At 63.8% G+C, this 21,042-nt stretch carries 25 protein-coding genes; 13 read left to right on the plus strand and 12 right to left on the minus strand.

What is annotated here, in order from left to right:
• The first annotated feature begins 26 nt into the window (after nt 1–26).
• The 3 genes from K3148_RS09780 to K3148_RS09790 all read left to right on the plus strand — a co-directional run bounded on the left by K3148_RS09780 (nt 27) and on the right by K3148_RS09790 (nt 3,813).
• The gene (locus K3148_RS09780) at nt 27–1,010 is read left to right on the plus strand and encodes an AAA family ATPase (protein WP_425594658.1); all 984 of its coding nucleotides are present in this window, start codon (nt 27–29) and stop codon (nt 1,008–1,010) included.
• Nucleotides 1,011–1,026: 16 nt separating this feature from the next.
• Complete coding sequence (locus K3148_RS09785; protein ID WP_221424629.1) at nt 1,027–1,527, plus strand: hypothetical protein; 501 nt, start codon at nt 1,027–1,029, stop codon at nt 1,525–1,527.
• Nucleotides 1,528–1,602: 75 nt separating this feature from the next.
• A complete protein-coding gene (locus tag K3148_RS09790) occupies nt 1,603–3,813 on the plus strand; it encodes a transglycosylase domain-containing protein (RefSeq protein WP_221424630.1) in 2,211 nt (736 codons plus the stop codon).
• Here K3148_RS09790 and K3148_RS09795 read toward each other — a convergent pair.
• Both K3148_RS09795 and K3148_RS09800 read right to left on the minus strand, forming a co-directional pair.
• Nucleotides 3,810–4,223, minus strand: coding sequence for a PaaI family thioesterase (locus K3148_RS09795; RefSeq protein WP_221424631.1), 414 nt, complete (start codon nt 4,221–4,223; stop codon nt 3,810–3,812). The genes K3148_RS09790 and K3148_RS09795 overlap by 4 nt on opposite strands.
• Nucleotides 4,216–4,674, minus strand: a complete 459-nt coding sequence (locus tag K3148_RS09800; protein ID WP_221424632.1) for a PaaI family thioesterase — start codon at nt 4,672–4,674, stop codon at nt 4,216–4,218. Before K3148_RS09800 ends, K3148_RS09795 begins: the two co-directional genes overlap by 8 nt.
• A gap of 135 nt (nt 4,675–4,809) precedes the next feature.
• On the opposite strand from K3148_RS09800, the gene K3148_RS09805 reads away from it, so the two are divergent.
• Genes K3148_RS09805 through K3148_RS09815 form a run of 3 tightly spaced genes read left to right on the plus strand, consistent with a single transcriptional unit; the run spans nt 4,810 to nt 6,837 of the window.
• Nucleotides 4,810–4,971, plus strand: coding sequence for a hypothetical protein (locus K3148_RS09805; protein ID WP_221424633.1), 162 nt, complete (start codon nt 4,810–4,812; stop codon nt 4,969–4,971).
• Nucleotides 4,972–4,990: 19 nt separating this feature from the next.
• Complete coding sequence (locus tag K3148_RS09810; RefSeq protein WP_221424634.1) at nt 4,991–5,953, plus strand: hypothetical protein; 963 nt, start codon at nt 4,991–4,993, stop codon at nt 5,951–5,953.
• Nucleotides 5,941–6,837 (plus strand): transposase, encoded by an 897-nt coding sequence (locus K3148_RS09815; protein ID WP_221424635.1) that lies wholly within the window; start codon nt 5,941–5,943, stop codon nt 6,835–6,837. Before K3148_RS09810 ends, K3148_RS09815 begins: the two co-directional genes overlap by 13 nt.
• Here the strand turns inward: K3148_RS09815 and K3148_RS09820 are convergent.
• From K3148_RS09820 to pyrE, 10 genes are read right to left on the minus strand one after another with little or no spacing between them, the layout of a single operon-like run.
• Nucleotides 6,834–6,974, minus strand: a complete 141-nt coding sequence (locus K3148_RS09820) for a hypothetical protein (RefSeq protein ID WP_221424636.1) — start codon at nt 6,972–6,974, stop codon at nt 6,834–6,836. The genes K3148_RS09815 and K3148_RS09820 overlap by 4 nt on opposite strands.
• Nucleotides 6,975–6,993: 19 nt before the next feature.
• Nucleotides 6,994–7,482 (minus strand): Holliday junction resolvase RuvX, encoded by a 489-nt coding sequence (ruvX, locus tag K3148_RS09825; RefSeq protein WP_221424637.1) that lies wholly within the window; start codon nt 7,480–7,482, stop codon nt 6,994–6,996.
• On the minus strand, nt 7,458–8,699 hold the full coding sequence (locus K3148_RS09830; protein ID WP_221424638.1) for a DUF3089 domain-containing protein: 1,242 nt from the start codon (nt 8,697–8,699) through the stop codon (nt 7,458–7,460). The genes ruvX and K3148_RS09830 overlap by 25 nt, the downstream gene beginning before the upstream one ends.
• Before the next feature lies 1 nt (nt 8,700).
• Nucleotides 8,701–9,846 (minus strand): AI-2E family transporter, encoded by a 1,146-nt coding sequence (locus tag K3148_RS09835; protein WP_221424639.1) that lies wholly within the window; start codon nt 9,844–9,846, stop codon nt 8,701–8,703.
• Nucleotides 9,843–10,736: a signal peptidase I gene (gene lepB, locus K3148_RS09840; RefSeq protein ID WP_221424640.1), complete on the minus strand. Its 894-nt coding sequence runs from the start codon at nt 10,734–10,736 to the stop codon at nt 9,843–9,845. The genes K3148_RS09835 and lepB overlap by 4 nt, the downstream gene beginning before the upstream one ends.
• Nucleotides 10,733–11,134 (minus strand): holo-ACP synthase, encoded by a 402-nt coding sequence (gene acpS, locus K3148_RS09845; RefSeq protein ID WP_221424641.1) that lies wholly within the window; start codon nt 11,132–11,134, stop codon nt 10,733–10,735. Before acpS ends, lepB begins: the two co-directional genes overlap by 4 nt.
• A complete protein-coding gene (locus K3148_RS09850; RefSeq protein ID WP_221424642.1) occupies nt 11,131–11,400 on the minus strand; it encodes a pyridoxal phosphate biosynthetic protein in 270 nt (89 codons plus the stop codon). The genes acpS and K3148_RS09850 overlap by 4 nt, the downstream gene beginning before the upstream one ends.
• The gene (locus K3148_RS09855) at nt 11,397–12,137 is read right to left on the minus strand and encodes a pyridoxine 5'-phosphate synthase (RefSeq protein ID WP_221424643.1); all 741 of its coding nucleotides are present in this window, start codon (nt 12,135–12,137) and stop codon (nt 11,397–11,399) included. Before K3148_RS09855 ends, K3148_RS09850 begins: the two co-directional genes overlap by 4 nt.
• Nucleotides 12,134–13,129 (minus strand): serine hydrolase domain-containing protein, encoded by a 996-nt coding sequence (locus K3148_RS09860; protein ID WP_221424644.1) that lies wholly within the window; start codon nt 13,127–13,129, stop codon nt 12,134–12,136. Before K3148_RS09860 ends, K3148_RS09855 begins: the two co-directional genes overlap by 4 nt.
• A gap of 35 nt (nt 13,130–13,164) precedes the next feature.
• Nucleotides 13,165–13,743: an orotate phosphoribosyltransferase gene (gene pyrE / locus K3148_RS09865; RefSeq protein ID WP_221424645.1), complete on the minus strand. Its 579-nt coding sequence runs from the start codon at nt 13,741–13,743 to the stop codon at nt 13,165–13,167.
• A 213-nt stretch (nt 13,744–13,956) separates the two neighbouring features.
• On the opposite strand from pyrE, the gene coxB reads away from it, so the two are divergent.
• From coxB to K3148_RS09900, 7 genes are all read left to right on the plus strand, one after another.
• Entirely contained in the window at nt 13,957–15,003 is a 1,047-nt protein-coding gene (coxB, locus tag K3148_RS09870; protein ID WP_247711541.1) for a cytochrome c oxidase subunit II, read from the plus strand.
• Between the two features lie 41 nt (nt 15,004–15,044).
• Complete coding sequence (gene ctaD / locus K3148_RS09875; protein WP_221424646.1) at nt 15,045–16,763, plus strand: cytochrome c oxidase subunit I; 1,719 nt, start codon at nt 15,045–15,047, stop codon at nt 16,761–16,763.
• 91 nt (nt 16,764–16,854) lie between these two features.
• Nucleotides 16,855–17,805, plus strand: coding sequence for an alpha/beta fold hydrolase (locus K3148_RS09880; RefSeq protein WP_221426682.1), 951 nt, complete (start codon nt 16,855–16,857; stop codon nt 17,803–17,805).
• Between the two features lie 31 nt (nt 17,806–17,836).
• Nucleotides 17,837–18,760 carry a heme o synthase gene (locus K3148_RS09885; protein WP_221424647.1) on the plus strand — a complete coding sequence of 308 codons (924 nt, stop codon included), beginning with the start codon at nt 17,837–17,839 and terminating at the stop codon, nt 18,758–18,760.
• Between the two features lie 124 nt (nt 18,761–18,884).
• Entirely contained in the window at nt 18,885–19,448 is a 564-nt protein-coding gene (locus K3148_RS09890; RefSeq protein ID WP_221424648.1) for a cytochrome c oxidase assembly protein, read from the plus strand.
• A 96-nt stretch (nt 19,449–19,544) separates the two neighbouring features.
• The gene (locus K3148_RS09895; protein ID WP_221424649.1) at nt 19,545–20,366 is read left to right on the plus strand and encodes a cytochrome c oxidase subunit 3; all 822 of its coding nucleotides are present in this window, start codon (nt 19,545–19,547) and stop codon (nt 20,364–20,366) included.
• 77 nt (nt 20,367–20,443) lie between these two features.
• The gene (locus K3148_RS09900; protein WP_221424650.1) at nt 20,444–21,022 is read left to right on the plus strand and encodes an SURF1 family cytochrome oxidase biogenesis protein; all 579 of its coding nucleotides are present in this window, start codon (nt 20,444–20,446) and stop codon (nt 21,020–21,022) included.
• The last annotated feature ends 20 nt before the right edge of the window (nt 21,023–21,042 follow it).

Raw genomic sequence — 21,042 nt, forward strand, 5'->3', positions numbered from 1 at the left:
CTAACCCGCCTCACGATATGAACGAGATGACCGACAAGACCTTCGAGCCTTCCGCCAAGACCGTGCTTCCCGCGCCCGACATTGAAGTCGATGTGCGCGAGACCTTCGGCATCGATATCGACTGGAAGGTGCCCGCCTTCTCCAAGCCGGATTCGCGAACGCCCGATCTCGACGAAGCCTATGTCTTCGATCCGGACACGACGCTCGCCATCCTTGCCGGCTTTGCGCACGACCGCCGCGTCATGGTGCAGGGCTATCATGGCACGGGTAAGTCGACTCACATCGAACAGGTCGCCGCGCGCCTCAACTGGCCGTGTATCCGCATCAATCTCGATGCGCATATCAGCCGTATCGACCTCGTCGGGCGCGACGCCATCGTGCTGCGCGACGGCTTGCAGGTCACCGAATTTCGCGAAGGCCTGCTGCCCTGGGCGCTCCAGCACCCGGTGGCGCTGGTGTTCGACGAATACGACGCAGGCCGTCCGGACGTGATGTTCGTGATCCAGCGCGTGCTCGAACAGCAGGGCAAGCTGACGCTGCTCGACCAGAACCGCGTGATCCGCCCCGATGCAAACTTCCGCCTTTTCGCCACCGCCAACACGGTCGGCCTCGGCGACACGAGCGGTCTTTATCACGGCACGCAGGCGATCAACCAGGGCCAGATGGACCGCTGGAACATCGTCACCGCGCTGAACTACCTGCCGGCCGAAACCGAGCAGCAGATCGTCGAGGCGAAGAACCCCGACACCGATCCCAAGATCCTTGCCGACATGATCAAGGTCGCCGATCTTTCGCGCCAGGGCTTCATCAACGGCGACATCAGCACGGTGATGAGCCCGCGCACGGTGATCACCTGGGCGCAGAACTACGCCATCTTCAAGGATGTCGGCTTCGCCTTCCGTCTCTCTTTCCTCAACAAATGCGACGAGGAAGAGCGCATGCTGGTGGCCGAATATTACCAGCGCGTCTTCGGTGACGATTTGCCCGAAAGCGTGGTCGGCAAGAACTAGGCGGTCGCATACGGTGGTGAAAACCAGGATCGCTCTATCGCTGACGTGTCTTGCCGCGCTGGGCGCGTGCGACGCCGTGTCGGGTCCCAAATACGAGATCAGCATGGAGATGCGCGACCTCGCCGGGCCGTGGCTCTCCGACGAAGAGAAGAGGGCGATGGAAGCGGAATTTCTCGCCGAATGGGCTGGCGGCCCCCAGTGTGTCGGGGCGCAAACGTTCGGGGACTGGAAATCGATCGTTGAAGAGGTTTCCGCGATGGGCGCCGACAAGGGGTGTGAGAGCGAGATCACCCAGCAAGACGAAACTGGCTTTACCAGGGTAATGCGTTGCACCGGCAAAGGTGAAGGCGATTTTGTCTCAGACGGCTCGCAATTGGTTGCAACCACCACCGCCTACGTGGATGGCGATAATTTCCGGTTCGAAACGCGCTTCGATTTCGGGCATGAAGAGATACCGGGTAGCTTCGCCTATACTCTGGCCGGGACAGGCAGACGCGTAGAGACGTGCAGCACATAGTTCGAAGCCTGTCGTCACAGGTTCATCTCCGAGACCCTATGCATAGCTGTGTTAATAGGATAGCACAGTAGCTCCATGGGCGTTATCGATTCCATCCTTCGCCGCGATCGGCCCGAACCCGCACCTCCGGGCCATCGCGGCTATTACGCGCTGAGCGATGACTGGGATGATGACGACAGTTGGGACGACCGGCTGGACGCGGTCGATCACGCGGTGCTGGCCGAAGAGCGCAAACGCCAGAAATGGTGGCAGCGCGAACACTGGTTCGGTCGCCGCAAACGCTGGTGGGTGGTTCGCATCATCGCCGGCATTCTGGCGCTGTTCATGGCGCTCGTCGCCTGGCTCGCGGTGACTGCCCCGCTCAACAAGTCACTCGAGCCGATTGCCCCGCCGCAGATCACGCTGCTCGCTTCGGACGGCACGCCGATCGCCCGCAACGGCGCGGTGGTGGACGAGCCGGTCGATATCGACACGTTGCCGCCCCACGTGGTCGAGGCCTTCCTCGCCATCGAGGACCGCCGCTTTTACGATCACTGGGGTGTCGACCCGCGTGGCATCGCACGCGCCGCTTTCACCGGCACGGGTGGCGGTTCCACGATCACGCAGCAGCTGGCCAAGTTTACCTTTCTTACTCCCGAACGCAGCCTGTCACGCAAGGCGCGCGAGGCGCTGATCGCCTTCTGGCTGGAAGCCTGGCTGACCAAGGACGAGATCCTCGAACGCTACCTGTCGAACGCCTATTTCGGCGACAATGTGTATGGCCTGCGCGCAGCCAGTCTGCATTATTTTTACCGCAAGCCCGAAAACCTCCTGCCGAACCAGGCCGCGATGCTCGCAGGCCTGCTCCAGGCACCAAGCGCCTATGCGCCGACCCGGCATTACGAGCGGGCGGAAAAGCGCATGAAGCTGGTGGTGCAATCGATGGTCGCGGCAGGCTACATCACCGAGGACGAAGCGCGTGCCATGCGCTCTCCGGCGCTCGACGTGCGGTTGAAGAGCGACCTTCCCACCGGCACCTATTTCGCCGACTGGGCGCTGCCCGAAGCGCGCCAGATGTCGGAGACGGGCTACGCCCGCCAGACGCTCACCACCACGCTCGATGCGCGGCTCCAGAACATCGCGCGCCGGGTGACCTCGCGCGCGCCGCTGGGCGAGGCGCAGGTGGCGCTGGTCGCCATGCGCACAAATGGCGAGGTCGTCGCCATGATCGGCGGCAAGGATTACGAGAAATCGCCCTTCAACCGCGCCACGCAGGCCAAGCGCCAGCCCGGCTCTACCTTCAAGCTCTTCGTCTATCTCGCCGCCATGCGCGATGGCTGGAGCCCGGACGACACCATTAGCAACGCGAAGATCGAGCAGGGCGGCTATCGGCCCGAAAACTCCGGCGGGCGCTATTCCGAAAGCCTGACGCTGGAACAGGCCTTCGCGCAATCGAGCAATGTTGCCGCCGTGCGCCTATTCGGCGAGGTTGGCAGCGAAAAGGTCATCGATGCGGCGCGCGATCTTGGCGTGACCTCGCCGCTCACCAAGGGCGATCCGAGCATGGCGCTGGGCACATCCACCATGAGCCTGCTCGAACTGACGGCGGCCTATGCGGGCGTGGCCGGCAACGCCTATCCGGTCGAACCGCGCGCTTTCGCTACGCCCGAGCGGGGCTGGTTCGAAAGCATGGTCGATGGCCCGTCGAGCTTTTCCGGCTCGACGAGCCGCAAGATGGACCGCCTGCTGCGCTCGGTCATCGATGGCGGCACGGGGCGCAGCGCGCGCCTTTCCACCCCGGCCTTCGGCAAGACCGGGACGACGCAAGACAATCGCGACGCGGTTTTCGTGGGTTACGCGGGCGACCTCGTTGTCGGCGTGTGGATCGGCAATGACGACAATTCGCCGCTGCAAGGCATTTCCGGCGGCGGCCTGCCTGCACGCATCTGGCGCGATTTCATGAGCCAGGCGCTGGGCGCAGCCGCAGCTCCCAAACCGCCGACCCCGACGAGCAGCCCCGATCCCGACGGCCCCATCGAGCCGCTCGACGTGCCCGATCTGGAAGACATCCCCTTGGGCGACGGCAATTCGCGCCTGCGCATCCGCGATGGAGAAGCCATTTTCTCTACCGAAATCGACGGTATTCCGGTCGATATCCGCGTCAGCGACGATGGCATCGGCGTCGACGAGGCCGCAATCGAGGAAGCGCGGCGACGGGCGGAGGAGCGGCGTCAGGAGGCCGAGGAGCGCCAATACGAGGAAATCCGCCGCCAGCTCGAACGCGACGGACGGATACGCAACTTCTAGCCTTCGGCTTCGGCCATGAAGACGTTCATCACCGCGGTCGCGATGGGGCGGCTGCGATCGTCCTGCCAGGCTTCCACGGTCAAATTCGCGCTGCGGCGGCCAAGCTTGGTGACCCGTCCCTTGGCAAAACTCGCCTGCGACTTGCCGGCGGCAAGATATTGTACGGTGATGTTGATCGGCTTGAGCACTGCGTCGCGATCGAGGCGAGCAAGTTCTGCTCGCAGCGCCGCGTAGCCCGCTGTTTCCAGCAGGCCGCCGGTCGCGCCGCCGTGGAAGTGTTCGGGCCTCCCCTCAACCGCCTCGACGAATTCGACGCGCATGACAGGCACGTCATCCTCCCACTCGGCCAGTTCTATGCCGAGCGAGCGGGCGTAGGGCGTAAGGACGGTAAAGTCGGGACGCTCAGCCACCGGGCAACTCCCGCTTGGGGCCGCCGCCGATCTTCATGAAGACCGCCTGGATATGCGCGACCGGATCGTCGACATCGCCATCATGCGCAAGGCCGCGCACGAAGGCGGCGCTGCGGGTGATGCGATAGCATTGCGAGCGGCCGAAGACCGCCGCTCCCTCACGCGCCGGGCGCACGTAATCGACGCGCAGGTCGAGCGTGGCGATGGCCTGGAACTTGTCCATCGCTTTCCAGATCGCGAGCCCGCTCGCCATGTCCATCAGGCTGAGAATCGGGCCGGAGGCGAGCACATGCTGGCCCTCGTCGCCAAGCAGGTCTTCGCGCCAGGGCAATTCCAGCTCCACCCAATCATCGCCGTGATCGGCGTAGCGCATGCCAAGGAAGCCCGGATGGCCACGGCTGGTGAGGAAGGGCGTCGCCGTCTTCGGATCGAATGCTGCTGGTTCGCTCATGGGTGGGAGCGCCGATAGCGCCGGGTTCCGGCTCATTACAATGTTTTAATTCGATCACCGGCGCGCACATCGCCAGCAAGGGGGCAGGGGAGCGTGGCACGGGGTCGCGGCTCCCTTCAATTAGGGAGAACACCTATGAACCTGCCCAAGATCGATCTTTCCAGCCTGCCGGGTCTCGATACCGTCACCGGCCTCTTTGGCTCGCTGGTTAGCGAAGGCGGCCCGACCGTCGACGACCGCGTGGTGGTGATCATGGTCTACGTTTACGAGACCGTTGCCACCGAAACGCTGCTCTGATCGCGGCGCTGCGCGAAAGATGCGAATCGATCCGCAGATAAGGGCGTTGCGAGGCGATCCGGCCTCGCAACGCCTGGCGCAGGAAGAACTGGTGGCGGCCTGCGATAGCTGGCGCTCCGGCGCGGGGGCCGAGGCGCTCGCGGACTTGCAGAGATATGGCGAGGGCCAGCCTCTCGATGAGTGCCCTGCGCTGAAGACCCTGCTGAACGACCAGGCGGCGGCCTTCGCATGGCTTGCCCCGCTTCTCGACGCGGGGCTGGAGAGCCTTACCCGCAACCCGCTCGGCCAATTCCCGATGCGGCACCAGTATTCGGACGGCGTCGCGATGATCCAGCTGGGCCTATCCGGACGGGCCGCTCTGACGCTGATTGCCTATGACGAGCTGCAACAGTCCCCGAAATCGGCCAGCTTTTCCGCAGGCGAGCGCCACGAACTTGTCCTGTCGGGCGTGGGCGATTTCCGCTTCGTCGACCTGCTGGAAGAGCGCGCCAATTCTGCCGCTATCGACCAGCGCGTCCGCCGATTGGTCGCTGGCGAGACCCTCTCCTGCGATGGGGCGACCCAGACGCGGGTCCTTGAGCGGGTTCATGGCCGCATGGTCATGCTGCGCCTAGCCCGGACCGACGCAGCGCAATCCGACACGCGGCAGTATTCCCTGGAAGACGGACGCCTGCTTCATCGGGCCAGCGGCAACCGGCTGGAGAGCCAGCGGGAGATGGCCACTGCGCTGCTCGGCAGGATGGGGCGCAGCGATGCCGCCCCCTTGCTCGCCGAGCTAACCCGAGAAGGGAGCGCGCACATCCGCTGGCAGAGTTTACGCGAATGCCTCGGGCTCGACACCGCGACGGGCTTTGCAGCGCTGACCCAGATCGCCGCCGACGCATCGGACGAGCTTTCTTCCCCGGCCAGCGCCTTGAGGGCGCAATTGCTCGAAGCCTATCCCCAACTTGCAAGTTTGGAGGCTATTCCATGCCCCGCCTGATCGAAAACAACGAGAGCGCCAGCCGCTCGCTGGACGCCTGCCTCGGGATGCTTGCCGAGACCCCCTTCGATCCGGGCGACGAGGCCTCACTCGCCAAGGGGGGTGTTGCACTCGCCCGATTGGCGAACGATCGCACCTTCCTCGGCGATATTCTCATCGCGCAGCTGGAGAGCCGCTACCGCGAAGGCGGTGTCGAGAGTGCCTATGGACCGCAGTCCATCGTCCTGTCGCGGATCGAAGGCGGCAGCTTCCTGCGCGCCAACATCTGGCCCAGCGCTGACGAAAGCTGCTTCCGGGCGAGCGGTGCGGATGCCTTCGTCTACGGCGTCCCCCACGACCACAATTTCAGCTTCCTCACCGCCGGATACTTCGGTCCCGGCTATGCGAGCGACTATTATGAATACGACTATGAAACAGTCGCAGGCTATCGCGGAGAAAAAGCCGCGCTACGCTTCGTGGAGCGCAGCTGCCTCTCGGAAGGCAAGCTGATGCTTTATCGCGCCCACCGCGACATTCACTCGCAAATCCCGCCCGAAGCCATGTCGGTCTCGCTCAACATCATGCACATCGACCCGGCGCAGGGGTGGCACGACCAGTATGGCTTTGACCTCGACAGCAACGCCGTGACCGGCATCCTCAATCCGACCTCGACCGAATGCTTTCTGCGTTGCGCTGTCGGGCTGGGCGGCGAGAACGCGCTGGAATTCGCCGAGTGGGCGGGGCGGGCGCATCCGAGCGACCGGATGCGGCTGGCGAGCTTCGAAGCGCGCAGCGGTCTTGTCACGGGCGAAGCGCGCGACGCCCTTTGGCGTGAGGCCGAGCTTTCGGGAAGCCTTATGGTGGCGAAGGAGGCCTGTGCGCGGCGAGCCGCCCTAAACGCTTAGAGCAGGATCGCTATCGTCGCGAGGAACAGGATGACGAGGCAGGCGATCCCGATGGCGCGCAGTGCCATGCGTATGGCGCTGGCCTCACGTCTATGATCGGCGCGCGCGCTCCCGAAGATGTCGAGAAAATCCAGCAATCCGCAACCCCCTGTTCCTTCAGAACCCTCCGCCGGCCAAGGTATCGATGGCCCCCTGGAGGATGACCGCAGCCGCATGGCTGTCGATCTTTTCGGCACGCTTTGCGCGGCTCATGTCCTGACCGATCATGGCGCTTTCAGCCGAGGATGTCGACCAGCGTTCATCCCATAAAAGCACCGGTAAATCGAAGGCTTGCGCGAGATTGCGGGCATAGGCCCGGCTCGCCTGCGCGCGCGGGCCTTCGGTACCGTCCATGTTGCGCGGGAGGCCGATCACCAGACCCTTGATGCCGCGTTCGGTGACGAGTTCGCGCAATTTGCCGCAGTCCTTGGTGAACTTGCTGCGCGGGATCGTCTTGCCCGCCGTGGCGAAGCGCCAGCCGGCATCGCAGGTCGCCACGCCGATGGTCTTGGTGCCGAGGTCGAGCCCGAGCAAGGCTCCGCCATCGGGCAGAGCGTCGCCGAAATCGAGCGCGCTGTCGGTTACGAGGCGGCCGGGGCCGTCCACGCGGACACTCGCGCCAACACGTCTTCCTGCAGGTTCTTCCAGAACAGCGGGATGTCGTAGACGTGGTAATTCCCGCCGGGCAGGACACCTTCGCCCAATTCGGGCGGATCGCCGATGAGCAGCAAGCCTTCTTTGTTACAGCGCGCGGGGATCGCGCCAGCGACCAGCTCGCCGGACGTCAGGTCCGCGCTCGGCTTGAGCGTGCCGAGGTTTGCCGAAGCGGGTGCTGCGCCACCGGTCCCGCCGGTCAGCGGATTGACGCACAGGATCGGCCCGTCGCCGCGGGGCTGCCCGTCGAACCCGGGCGTGACCTCGTAACGCCGCTTGATGAACTCGGCATCGCCATCGTCGGCAAAGGAGGAATAAGCCATGATGCAGCCGGGCTGGCCCGCGGAAGCGCAGGCGGGCAGGGGCAGGGCGGGCAGATCGTGTTCGATGGAGATTGGCCAGCCGATCGCATAGACGGCGGCAATGCGTTCGGTGAACCCTTGCGCCTCTGCGCGGTCCATCAGCAGGAGCAGGACATGGATTGCGCCCTGGCTGTGCCCTGCGAGGACGATGGGCTTGTCCTCGTCGACGCTCTTCAGGAAATAGTCGAAGGCCTGCGCGACATCGGCATAGGCGGCGTCGATGGCCTGCTGCGCCTCGGGCTTGTCGGTCAGGAACGCACCCGCGGCCGCCTGGCGATACTTCGGCGCCCAGATCTCGTCTGCACGGTTGAAAGGACTGGCGAGGCCGCGCAGGAAGATTCGCGCGCGGGTGTTGGTCGTGGCATCGTCGAGCGTCGCGTTCCATTCGGTGCCGCCGGCCTTCAGGAAGCTGGTGGGAGGCACGAAGAAAACGGCGAAGTCGGGCGTGGCGGTAGCTTGTGCGGCTTCACCGGCGACCGAACCCGAGGTGTCCATGGCGCCCGGTTCGTCGAGGCTCTGTTCGGCGGCCGGACGTTCAGGCGAAGGTGCCTGATCGGCCGGATCGCTGGCCGGCTGCGCGATCGCGGGCTGGTAGCGCGAGGGGTCAGACGTGCCGAGGCCGGGGCGCGAATACCACATATCGGGATCTTCATAGGCGTTGGCGGCGAGCGCTTCCTGCTCCACGAATTCGCCGCGCGGGACGAAGGCGATTTCGGTTGCCTCGCGCGACCAGATGGCGAGCGCGATGGCGCCCACAATCACGATCACGATTACGACCGCGATGAAATAAAGAAACTTGCGGGCCATGTCAGGCGGGCTCCGGAGCTGGAATGGGTTCGACCTCCCCCTTGCGGCGTGCCGAGCGACGTTCGAGCGCGACCTTGATCATGGCGAGCAAGGGATCGGCAAGCGCGAGGCCAAGCAGGCCAAACAAGACGCCGAAGATCAGCTGCGCAGACAGGACCAGCGCAGGTGCCAGGTCGACCGTTTTCTTGGCGATCAGCGGCACGAGGACATAGCCGTCGAAGTTCTGGACGAGGAAATAGACGAAGATCGTATAGAGCCCCATGTCGGTCCCGCCGGAGAACCCGACCAGCACCATCAGCACGCCCGAAATGATCGCGCCGATATTGGGGATGAAGGCGAGGAGGCCCGTCAGCAAGCCGAGCAGGGCGGCCATGGGCACCGGGTCGATCCCGATCAGCATACCGCCGAACGCCAGCATGACCCAGGTGAAGAAGCCCTCGAAGGCCATGCCCAGCAGGCGACCGGCCATCAGGCGGCGCAGCGTGTATGCCTGATGGCTCAGCGTGTCGTAGAATGCGCTGCGTTTCTTTGCCGGGACCATCCACGCCACGCCGCGCTCGTAAATGCGCGGGTCGATGGCGAAATAGATGCCGATGATGATGATGAGCAGCAGCGTCGTCAGCCCGCCGAAAATGCCGCCAATGGCCTTGGTGACCGTGCCCACACCGCTCGACATGCTGCCGGCGAAATTCTGGATATCGGCTGTGCTGATGGCAAAGCCCTTGTCTTGCAGGAAGGCGATCGTGCGGCCGAGCTGTTCGTTGATGATCGCCGGGAACTCGGCGGCTTGCTGCGAAATTTGCGAGCCTGCGAAATAGCCGAGCCAGATGAAGAAGGCGGTCACCAGCAGGAGGACGATGGTAACCCTCAGCCCGCGCCCGATCGGCAAAGCCTTGCCAAGGAGGCGCGAGCCGCCATCCACCATGCAAGCGAACACCATCGCACCGAAAATGACGAGCAGCGATTGCGAAATGTGGACGGTCAACCAGATGAGACCGATGACAAGGCCCCACACAAGCGCGCGGCCCGCTTCGAAGCGCAGCTTGGGATCGCCGATATAGGTCGGACTGGCGCCCGGATCGTCGTGGTAGGCAAGGTCGTCCTTGCTCGCTCTGTCCTTCCCGCTACCCGACGATGTGTCTGTCATTCTTCGCTTTTCCCCGTGTCGATGGCCGGGCGCAGGGTGGTCCAGGCGCGGCCTTCGCGCAAGCTCGTAAACCAGCTCACCGGGTTGAGGCTTGTCGTCCCGTCGAGTGAGAAGGTGATGAACTCCGCGCGTCCGCCGATGTTTTCCAGCGGAACAGGGCCGAGCAAGCCGCGCGAGGAATTGAGCTCGCGGCTGTCGGAGGAATGATCGCGGTTGTCGCCCATCACGAAGACATGGCCTTCGGGAATCGTCATTTCGGCGAACTGGTCGAGGCTGCGCTCGTCGCCGTTGATATGGTCGATGATGAGGTAGCTGGCACCATTGGGCAGCGTTTCGCGGTAGACGGGGACGCGGCAGACCGGCTCGCCATTCTCGCCGCTGACGAGGAAGGTGGGATCGTAGAAGCCTGTGCAGGTCGAATTGGCATCCACCGGCAGGTCGAGCGGGGGCTCGGCTTCCTGTACGATCGGCTTGCCGTTGAGGATTATCTGGCCGTTGCGCACCGCGATACGGTCCCCGGGAAGGGCGACGACGCGCTTGATATAGTCCTCGTCACGCTCCGGATGGACCGGGATGACGATGTCCCCATATTCAGGCGTTGCGGGCGCAACGCGCCAGTCGCCGCGCGGGGCGAGGTGGAAGCTGACCGAGGACCAGTTCCAGCCATAGGGATATTTGCTCACGACCAGCCGGTCGCCCACCAACAGGTTCGGCAGCATCGATTCCGAAGGGATGTAGAAGGGCTTCGCGATGAAGCTGTGAAAGGCGAAGACCGCGAGAAGCATCAGGAAGAGGCCGCGGATTTCCGCCAGCCAGTCGACCTTCTTGTCGTCCTTCTTCTTCTTTTCGATGTGGTCGGTTTTGGTCACGGCCGCGGTGTCTGCACTCATGCGGGGAAGGCCTCGATGATCACGAATGCCTGTGCCCATGGATGATCGTCGGTGAGGGTGAGATGAATGCGCGCCTCATGGCCGTGCGGCATCATTTCGGCAAGCCTTAGTGCAGCGCCGCCCGTCAGCTGAAGCGTCGGCGCCCCCGAGCGGGCGTTCACCACGCCGATGTCCTTGTGGAACACGCCGCGCGAAAAGCCGGTGCCAACCGCCTTGGCAAAGGCCTCCTTGGCCGCCCAGCGCTTGGCGAAGGTGCCGACGCGGGTGAAGGGGCGTTTCTCCGCCTTGGCGCGCTCGATATCGGTAAAGCAGCGGCACTCGAACTTTTCGCCCCACCGCTCCAGCGAATTGGCGATGCGGTCCATATTGGTCAGGTCGTTGCCCATGCCGATGATCATAGGACCCTCGCGAAGATGCCGATAAGTATGGCGATCATCATCCAGTGCAGCATGACCTGTGTCTTCACCAGCGGATGATCGATTTCACCGCCCGAACGCTTGAGCGAGCCCCAGTATCCGAAGATCTGGATGATCGGCCAGCCGATGGCAAAGGCGAGCAGCACTTGCCGCGAAAGCGCGAAGCCGAGCAGGAGGATCGAGAGCAGGAAGGGGATGGCCGCTCCCAGCGCCCAGAGCTTCGCCGACCGGCCAAGCTCGGCGCTCATCGCGCCTCATCCATCAGCTCTCGCATCTGGCGCACGGCGTTTTCCAGCCCCACGAAGACGGCCTCGCCAACGAGGTAATGGCCGATGTTGAGCTCGGCCAGCTGCGGGATGGCGGCGATCGGCTGGACGTTTTCATAAGTAAGGCCGTGGCCGGCGTGCGGCTCGATCCCGTTCTTGGCGGCGAGCGCGGACATATCGGCGATACGTTTGAGCTCGCGCGCGGTTTTCTCGTTGTCTCCGGCAAGGTGGGCATGCGCGTATTCACCGGCGTGGAACTCCACCACCGGCACGCCCAGCCTGAGTGCCGCATCGAGCTGGCGTTCGTCCGCTTCGATGAAGAGCGAGACGCGAATGCCGTTGTCGCGCAGCTTCCACACGATCGGCGCGAGCGTGTTGTGCTGGCCTGCTGCGTCGAGGCCGCCTTCGGTCGTGCGCTCCTCGCGCTTTTCGGGGACGATGCAGGCGGCATGCGGTGCGTGGCGCAGCGCTATCTCGAGCATCTCCTCCGTCGCGGCCATTTCGAGGTTCAGCGGAAGATCGGTCGCCTCCTGGATTCGCTTCAAGTCCGCATCGCGGATATGGCGGCGATCTTCGCGCAGGTGCGCCGTGATCCCGTCACCCCCAACGCTCGCCACGATCTGAGCCGCCCGGACAGGATCGGGATGGTCGCCCCCGCGCGCGTTGCGAATGGTGGCGACATGGTCGATGTTCACGCCAAGGCGCAGGGGATGGATCATTTGGTGCACACCGCAACTGAAAGGAGTTCGAAGCTGAAGCCTTCGCGGCTCCACGGCTCTCCGAAGGCATATTCTTCTTCGCCGCGCGGCGTGAAGGCGACCACGGCGATGCCGAAGTCAGGAATGATGAAGTTGCGCGCCTGATAGCCGCGCACGGCGCCGCGTCGTTCGATAACGCGCACAGGCTCATCGCAGCCGTCAAGCGGCAACATGGCCTCCCACTGGCCGAGAGCCGTGTAGCCCAGGTTCGGGACGCCATCCCACATTTCCTCGCGCGCCTCTTCGCTGAGCAGGCGGTCCTCCATCAGCGCGCGATCGAAGCGCACCAGATCGTTCGGCGGGCCGGCCAGCCCGCCTGCTGCGCCATAAAGCGCGATCTCGCTCGCCGAAGCACCGTTCTCGCTGGCGGCGAGACGCGTGTCCGGAGTGACAAACTTTGCGAACAGAATGCCGGAAGGTTCGGCGATGCGCGTTTGGAAAAGGGTTTCGAGCGCCTCACCGTTCACGCGTTCCAGCACGCGACCAACGATCAGCGTGTCGCAATTGTTGTAGTCGAAATCTCCGCCCGGCGCCTGTGTCCGCCGCTCGGCGCAAAGCATCGGATCGAGTGGGCGAAGCGTATCGAATACAAAGCCAGCGTCGTCTTCCGGGTCATACAATCCGGACTGATGACGCAGCAATTGGCGCAAGGTGGGGGCTTCCGGTCCGGAAGGCCATTCCTTCAAGTAGACGCTGACTGGGGTGTCGAGAGAGAGCGCGCCGCGTTCGACATCCTGCATCACCAAGGTGGCGACGACCTGTTTGGTGACGGAGGCCCAGGGCCATGTATCGCCGCTCCCCATGTCGGCCCCGTCAAGGGCGCCGCCCGAAATCCGCAAAGCGCCTTCGAACTCGTTACGCTCTACAAGCGGTTGGAGAAGTTCCTGCGTCAGCGCGGCCGCTTGGGGCGACGACACGGTGTAGACCCGGTCATCGGGGGGTGGGCACCCCATCAGAAGAAACGCCAAACAGGCTGCCGCGAAGGCCCTCACTTCCGGCTGCCCGGCTTGGTGATCTCGATGGCGTCCAGTTCTTCCGGGACTTCGTCGTCGGCATAGGTCGGGAAATTGATGTCGATCAACGGGAAGAAAGGGACGCCCAGATCGGCTTCGCCATTGCTCCGGTCGACGAGGGCGACCTCGGCAATCACTTCGCCGCCTTCGCGGCCCACGGCGGCAATCGCCTCGCGGCTGGAGAGGCCGGTGGTGACCACGTCCTCGACCATCAGCACCTTGGCGCCCGGCTCGATGCGGAAGCCGCGGCGCAGGTGGAATTCGCCTTCGGGCCGTTCGAGGAACATCGCGTCCTTGCCTAGCGCGCGGCCCATTTCCTGGCCTATGATGATGCCGCCCATGGCCGGGCTCACCACCACATCGATCCGGCTGCGGATGTCGCGCGGGATGCGCTGGGCCAGCGCCAGCGCCAGTCGCCCGGCGCGTTCCGGGTTCATCAGCACGCGCGCGCATTGCAGGTAATGGCCGGAATGCCGCCCGCTGGAGAGGAGGAAGTGGCCTTCGAGCAGGGCTTCGCTGGCACGGAATTCGGAGAGGATTTCTTCGTCTGTCATTGCGCGACAACCCAAAGCGCCTCGCGCGCGATTGCGCAAGAGGCAAAGCAGCTTGCACATTTTTATCCGGCGGGTGCTTGAGGCTGGCGGAAACCCTGCCTATAGGGCGCAACGCAAACGGACCTCGCTTGAGGGGCGATACTGGCGTGCACGCGCCACTCGCAAAAGCGAAAGAGTCCGCCAGACGACACGACACGAAAGAGTTCCAACGTAATGAAAACTCTCGGATTTCACCGGATCGTAGCCAGCCTGGCGCTGGCGTTTTCGCTGCTTGTCGGCACCCCTGCCGCGATGGCGCAGGACACTGCCGAAGCGGCGCAACTCGAATCCGTCGATCCGGCCGAAGCGGCCGATGTCGCCAATCCGGACGCGGTTTCCGCCGGCAGCGGCGCCTACACGCCGATGGCGCCGACCGAAGGCAAGGGCATGCCGGTTCCGGGTGGTATCGACATCCAGCCGCAATATTCGGAAACGGGTGAGTACGCTTACGGCCTTCACATCTGGCTGTTCTGGATCATGGTCGCGATCAGCCTCTTCGTGCTCGTCCTGATGCTTTACGCCATGTTCAAGTTCCGCCGTTCGGCAAACCCGGTGCCGTCGAAGACCAGCCACAACACGCTTATCGAAGTCATCTGGACGGTTGTTCCGGCGCTCATCCTGCTGGCCATCGCGATCCCCTCGATCACGCTGATTGCCAAGCAGTACGAGACCCCGCCTAAGGACGCGATCACCATCAAGGCGATCGGCTACCAGTGGTACTGGGGTTACGCCTATCCCGACAACGGCGACTTCGAGATCGTGTCGAACATGCTCGAAAAGGACGAAGCCGACGCACGAGGCGAGCCGCACCAGCTGGCCGTCGACAACCGAATGGTCGTCCCCGTCGGCGTGCCGATCCGCCTGCAGGTCACTGCAGCCGACGTCATCCACTCGTTCGCCGTTCCCAGCCTGTGGTTCAAGATGGACGCCGTTCCGGGCCGCCTGAACGAGCGTATCTTCCAGGTCGATGAGCCGGGCGTCTATTACGGGCAATGCTCCGAACTGTGCGGCGCGCGCCACGGCTACATGCCGATCGCGGTCGAAGCGCTGCCGATGGACCAGTATAACGCCTGGGTCCTTGCCCAGGGTGGCACTGTCGCCGGTGCGGAAGAGGAAGGCGTCGAAGCCAATCCCTCGCTGCCGCCGGTGCAGACCCCCGAAAGTGCTGCTCCGGGGGCCCCGGGTGCAGGTGCACCGCCGGTCGAAAATCCGACCACCTGATTTAAGACCGACGACGAATTCAAGCTCGAGAGACTAGCATCATGGCCACTACCGCCGACAGCTTCCAGGCTCACACCGACGACCACGCGCACGATCACGCCGATCACAAGCCCGGCTTTTTCGCGCGCTGGTTCATGTCCACCAACCACAAGGACATCGGTACACTTTACCTGATCTTCGCGATCGTCGCCGGCATCATCGGCGGCGGGATTTCGGGTATCATGCGTGCCGAACTTGCCCAGCCTGGCATCCAGTACCTGCAGTTCTGGGCCGAATTCATGGGCGGCACGCCCGATTTCGACACCTCGCTGCATATGTGGAACGTGTTCATTACCGCCCACGGCCTGATCATGGTCTTCTTCATGGTCATGCCGGCCATGATCGGCGGCTTCGGCAACTGGTTCGTGCCGCTGATGATCGGTGCGCCCGACATGGCCTTCCCGCGCATGAACAACGTGTCGTTCTGGTTGACCGTGGCCGGTTTCGTCTCGCTGTTGTTCTCGCTCTTCGTGCCCGGGGGCACGGGTCCGGGGGCCGGCACGGGGTGGACCGTTTATGCGCCGCTGTCGACCTCGGGTTCGACCGGTCCGGCCGTGGACTTCGCGATCTTCTCGCTCCACCTAGCTGGCGCGGGCTCGATCCTTGGCGCGACCAACTTCATCACCACCATCTTCAACATGCGTGCGCCGGGCATGACCCTGCACAAGATGCCGTTGTTCGTGTGGTCGGTGCTGGTCACTGCCTTCCTGCTGTTGCTCGCGCTTCCGGTGCTGGCCGCGGCCATCACCATGCTGATCACCGACCGTAACTTCGGGACGACCTTCTTCGACCCCGCAGGCGGCGGCGATCCGATCCTTTACCAGCACCTGTTCTGGTTCTTCGGCCACCCCGAAGTCTACATTATGATCCTGCCGGGCTTCGGCATGATCAGCCAGATCATCGCCACCTTCAGCCGCAAGCCGATCTTCGGCTATCTCGGCATGGCCTACGCCATGGTCGCGATTGGCGTGGTCGGCTTCATCGTCTGGGCGCACCACATGTACACCGTGGGTCTCGACGTGAACACGAAGATGTACTTCACCGCCGCCACCATGGTCATCGCGGTTCCGACCGGCGTTAAGATCTTCAGCTGGATCGCCACGATGTGGGGCGGGTCGATCGAGTACAAGAGCCCGATGGTCTGGGCGCTGGGCATGATCTTCCTCTTCACCGTTGGCGGCGTGACCGGCGTCTATCTCGCCAATGGCGGCGTGGACGATGTTGTGCACGACACCTACTTCGTGGTGGCCCACTTCCACTACGTGCTGTCGATGGGCGCCGTCTTCTCGATGTTCGCGGGCTTCTATTACTGGTTCCCGAAGATGAGCGGGCGCATGCACTCCGAACTGCTCAGCCACATCCATTTCTGGCTGTTCTTCATCGGTGTGAACGTGATTTTCTTCCCGCAGCACTTCCTCGGACTGCAGGGCATGCCGCGCCGCTATCCGGATTACGCAGATGCCTATGCCTACTGGAACGAAATCAGCACGATCGGCTACATGATCATGGCGTTCTCGATGATCTTCTTCTTCGTGAACATCATCTACGCCTTCGTGGCCGGCAAGAAGGCGGAAGACAACTACTGGGGCGAAGGCGCGACCACGCTCGAGTGGAGCCTGTCGAGCCCGCCGCCATTCCACCAGTTCAGCGAACTGCCGGTGATCGAAGACCATCACGATCACCACGACCACATCGGCGACGCGAAGCCGGCTCACGCCTGAGCGAGAGCGTCACTGGACAAGGACAAGCGGCCGGTTCCATGAGGGACCGGCCGTTTTTCTTTGCCTGAAGGAGTGAGAGCCCGTGCCCGAAATGCGGATGATCGACGTCGGCGAGTTGCGCCTTCGCTGCGCCATGGAAGGCGAGGGACCGCTCGCCATCATGGTCCACGGCTTTCCCGAAAGCTGGTACAGCTGGCGACACCAGCTCGGGCCGCTGGCCGAGGCCGGGTTCACCGCCTGCGCGATCGATGTGCGCGGCTATGGCGGATCCGACAAGCCCGAGCCGGTCGAGGCCTATGCCATGGAGCGGATCGTCGGCGACCTCGTCGGCCTCAAGATGGCGCTCCAGCCCGACCAGCCCGCAATCCTCATCGGCCATGACTGGGGCGCGCCGATCGTGTGGAACACGGCGCTGACGCACCCGGAGCATTTTCGCGCTGTGGCTGGGCTATCCGTTCCCTTCGCCGGCGTGCCCAGCCGCCCCTTCACCGAAGTCTTCCACGAGCACTTCACCTCGCAGGGCAAGTTCTTCTACCAGGAATATTTCCAGCAGCCCGGCGTCGCGGAGGCCGAAGCCGAGAAGGACCCGCGCGACTGGGTGGCGCGCATGATGTATTCGATCAGCGGTGATGTCCCGCCGGGCGACTATTGGTCCAAGCCCTATGGCGCGACCTTCCTCGAAGGCTTGCCCGATCCCCAACCGACATCATGGCTGACCGAGCAGGATCTCGATTTCTACGAGGCGGAATTCAAGGCTTCAGGCTTTCGCGGCCCCTTGAACCGCTATCGCAACCACGTGGCCGATTACGAATGGCTGCAGGGCTGGCAGGGCAAGCGCATCGAGCAGCCCGCGCTATTCATCGGCGGCACGCGCGATCCGGCTACCTATCTGTTCGGGGCCGTGACCGATCCCATTGCGCTCATGAGGATGTGCGCGCCCAACGTTGAGGGCTATATTCTCGAGGGCGTCGGCCACTGGACGCAGCAGGAGCGGCCGGATGAGGTGAACCGCATCCTGATTGACTGGATAAAGCGGCTTTGAACCCCTATAGGCGCCGCAGAAGCGAATCCACATGACCGAAGCCGCCCCCACCACCACCCAGCTCCCCGCGGACTGGCGCGACTTTTTCGCGCTGACCAAGCCGCGCGTGATGACGCTGGTCATCTTCACCGGCCTCTGCGGCCTCCTGGCCGCGCCGGGCAGCATCCATCCGGTGATCGGCTTCACCGCCATCCTCTGCATCGCGCTGGGTGCGGGTGGGGCGGCGGCGCTCAACCAGTGGTGGGAAGCGGACATCGATTCGGGCATGAAGCGCACGTCGAAACGCCCCTTGCCCGCTGGTCGGATGAACCGCACCGACGCGCGCGATTTCGGCATCCTCATCTCTGCTGCCTCGGTGGTGATCATGGGACTGGGCGTAAACTGGCTCGCCGCCGCGATCCTGGCGCTCTCGATCGTCTATTACGCGGTCATCTACACGATCTGGCTGAAGCCGCGCACGCCGCAGAATATCGTCATCGGTGGCGGGGCAGGGGCCTTTCCGCCGATGATCGGATGGATCGCTGTGACCGGTGACATCACGCTGATGCCGGTGCTGCTGTTCGCGATCATCTTCTTCTGGACGCCGCCGCATTTCTGGGCGCTCGCCCTGTTCGTGCAGAGCGATTACGCCAAGGTCGGCATTCCGATGATGCCGGTGGTGAAGGGCGAGAAGTCCACGCGACGCCAGATCCTCGCCTATTGCGTCCTCCTCGTGCCCATTGCCGCTGCGCCGTGGTTCATCGGCGGGACCGGCGCGATCTACGGCGTGACCGCGATCCTGTTGTCGCTCATCTTCCTACTCATGAGCGTGCCGGTGGCTTTCCGCACCGCTGTCGAGGGCGACAAGATGAGCTTGGAGAAACGCCTCTTCGCGTTCAGCGTTTTCTACCTGTTCGCCCTGTTCGCGGCGCTGGTCGTGGACCGTGTTGCCGCCCAATACGGAGCTTTCGGATGACCCCCGAAGAAGAGAAAGAATTTCGCCGCCGCCAGAAGAGCCGCAACCTCGTGCTCGGCGGCCTGCTGCTGTTCATGGCCCTGCTGTTCTACGCGATCACCATCGTTAGGATGTGAGGCCAGGCATGACGACCGCGACGCTCGAAACCCGCAAGAACCGGACCGCGCTGCTCGCTCTGGCGGCGGCGGCGGGCATGCTGGGCCTCGGCTATGCGGCGGTGCCGCTCTACCAGCTCTTTTGCCAGGTCACCGGCTTTGGCGGCACGACGCAGCGCGCCACCGAAACCGATGCCGAGATCGCCGCGCGCCTTGGTGCTGCAGCGGGCGGCCAGCAAATTTCGGTCCGCTTCGATGCGACCACCGCGCCCGGTCTTGGCTGGACCTTCAAGCCCGAACAGGTGACCGACACCGTCACCATCGGCCAGCGCGACATGGCGATCTACCTCGCCAAGAACAATTCCGACCGCGCGATCACGGGCACGGCGACCTTCAACGTCGAGCCCGAGCAGGCCGGGGCCTATTTCAACAAGATCCAGTGCTTCTGCTTCACCGAGCAGACTTTGCAGCCGGGGCAGGAAGTGCGGATGCCGGTGCTTTATTTCGTCGACCCCAAGGCGCTGGACGATCCGAACATGGACGGCGTGGAGCAAATTACTCTCTCCTACACCTTCCATGAGGCGAAGGATTAGGCCAGGAAGCCGAAGAATAACCGCGCCTGCCCCCTAGACCCGCGCGCCCATGCGCATTAAGGGCAGCCGCTAAGCGAAACCCAGGATACGAGTACAATGGCTGGTAACGTCAATCACGAATATCACATTCTCGAACCCGATATCTGGCCGCTGATCGGCTCGCTGTCGGCGCTGACCTTCACCAGCGGCATGGTGCTCTACATGCACGAGATGGCTTCGGCCCACCTCGTGCTCGGCCTAGGCATCGCCGGCCTGATCGCCACCTTCTTCAGCTGGTTCTCGAACATCGTGAAGGAAGCCGAGCGCGGCGACCACACGCCGATCGTCCAACTGCACATGCGCTACGGCATGATCCTGTTCATCGCTTCGGAAGTGATGTTCTTCGTCGGCTGGTTCTGGAGCTGGTTCGACTTTGCGCTGTTCCCGAGCGAGATTTCCGAAGTCGTGGGCGGGCAATTCCCGCCGGCGGCGATCGAATACGTCATCAACCCCTTCAGCCTCCCGCTGCTCAACACGCTGATCCTGCTGTGTTCGGGCACCACGGTGACTTGGGCGCACCATTCGCTGATCCACGGCGACCGTGACGGCCTGAAGAAGGGGCTTTGGCTGACCGTCATCCTCGGCGCGATCTTCACCTGCATCCAGGCTTACGAATACGCCGTTGCGCCCTTCGCTTTCGGTGGCAACACCTACAGCTCGGCCTTCTACATGGCGACCGGCTTCCACGGCTTTCACGTGCTGGTCGGCACGATCTTCCTGATCGTCTGCCTGATCCGCGCCTACAAGGGCCACTTCACGCCGCGCCAGCACTTCGGCTTCGAAGCGGCTGCGTGGTACTGGCACTTCGTCGACGTGGTGTGGCTTTTCCTCTTCGCCGTCGTCTATGTCTGGGGCGGCTGGGGCGCAGAATTCCACTGAGGCCGATCAGCCTTGGCTGACACGATAATGGGGCAGCCCGGCCACGCCGCGGCTGCCCCTTCCGCATTCGAGAGACCATGACCCGAAACCTTCCCATCATCCCGACGATCATCGTCGCCGGCGCCATCGCGGTGATGATCGCACTCGGCATCTGGCAGCTTGGCCGGATGGACGAGAAGGAGGCGCTGATCGCGCAGGCCGAACAGAACCTGCGCATGTCGTCCGAAGTCGCCTACCCGCGCACCGAAGCGGAGTTGGAGCAGCGCCTCTACCGCCGCACCACGATCCTGTGCGCAAGCGCCTCGGGCGCGACGACCACGGCGGGGACTAGCGCGCGCGGCGAAAAGGGCGTGGCGCAGCGCGTGACCTGCGCGCTCGAGGACGGCACTCCGGTGAAGGTCGATCTCGGTTATTCGCGTAACCCGCAGCCCGTCGCATGGGGTGGCGGAGAGGTCCGCGGCACGATTGCGCCGGGCGGACGGGTGGTGGCGGCGGAGCCGGTCGCCGACCTCGAACCTCTCGCAACGCCTGACCCGCGCGACCTGCCGAACAACCACCTCGCTTACGCCGGGCAGTGGTTTTTCTTCGCTCTGACGGCGCTCGTCATCTACCTCCTTGCCCTGCGTCGCCGCGCCACGCGGGCTAGGGACGATTAAAGACCCGCTTGCTTGCCCGT

It is taken from the genome of Qipengyuania aurantiaca (assembly GCF_019711375.1).
GTDB lineage: Bacteria > Pseudomonadota > Alphaproteobacteria > Sphingomonadales > Sphingomonadaceae > Qipengyuania > Qipengyuania aurantiaca.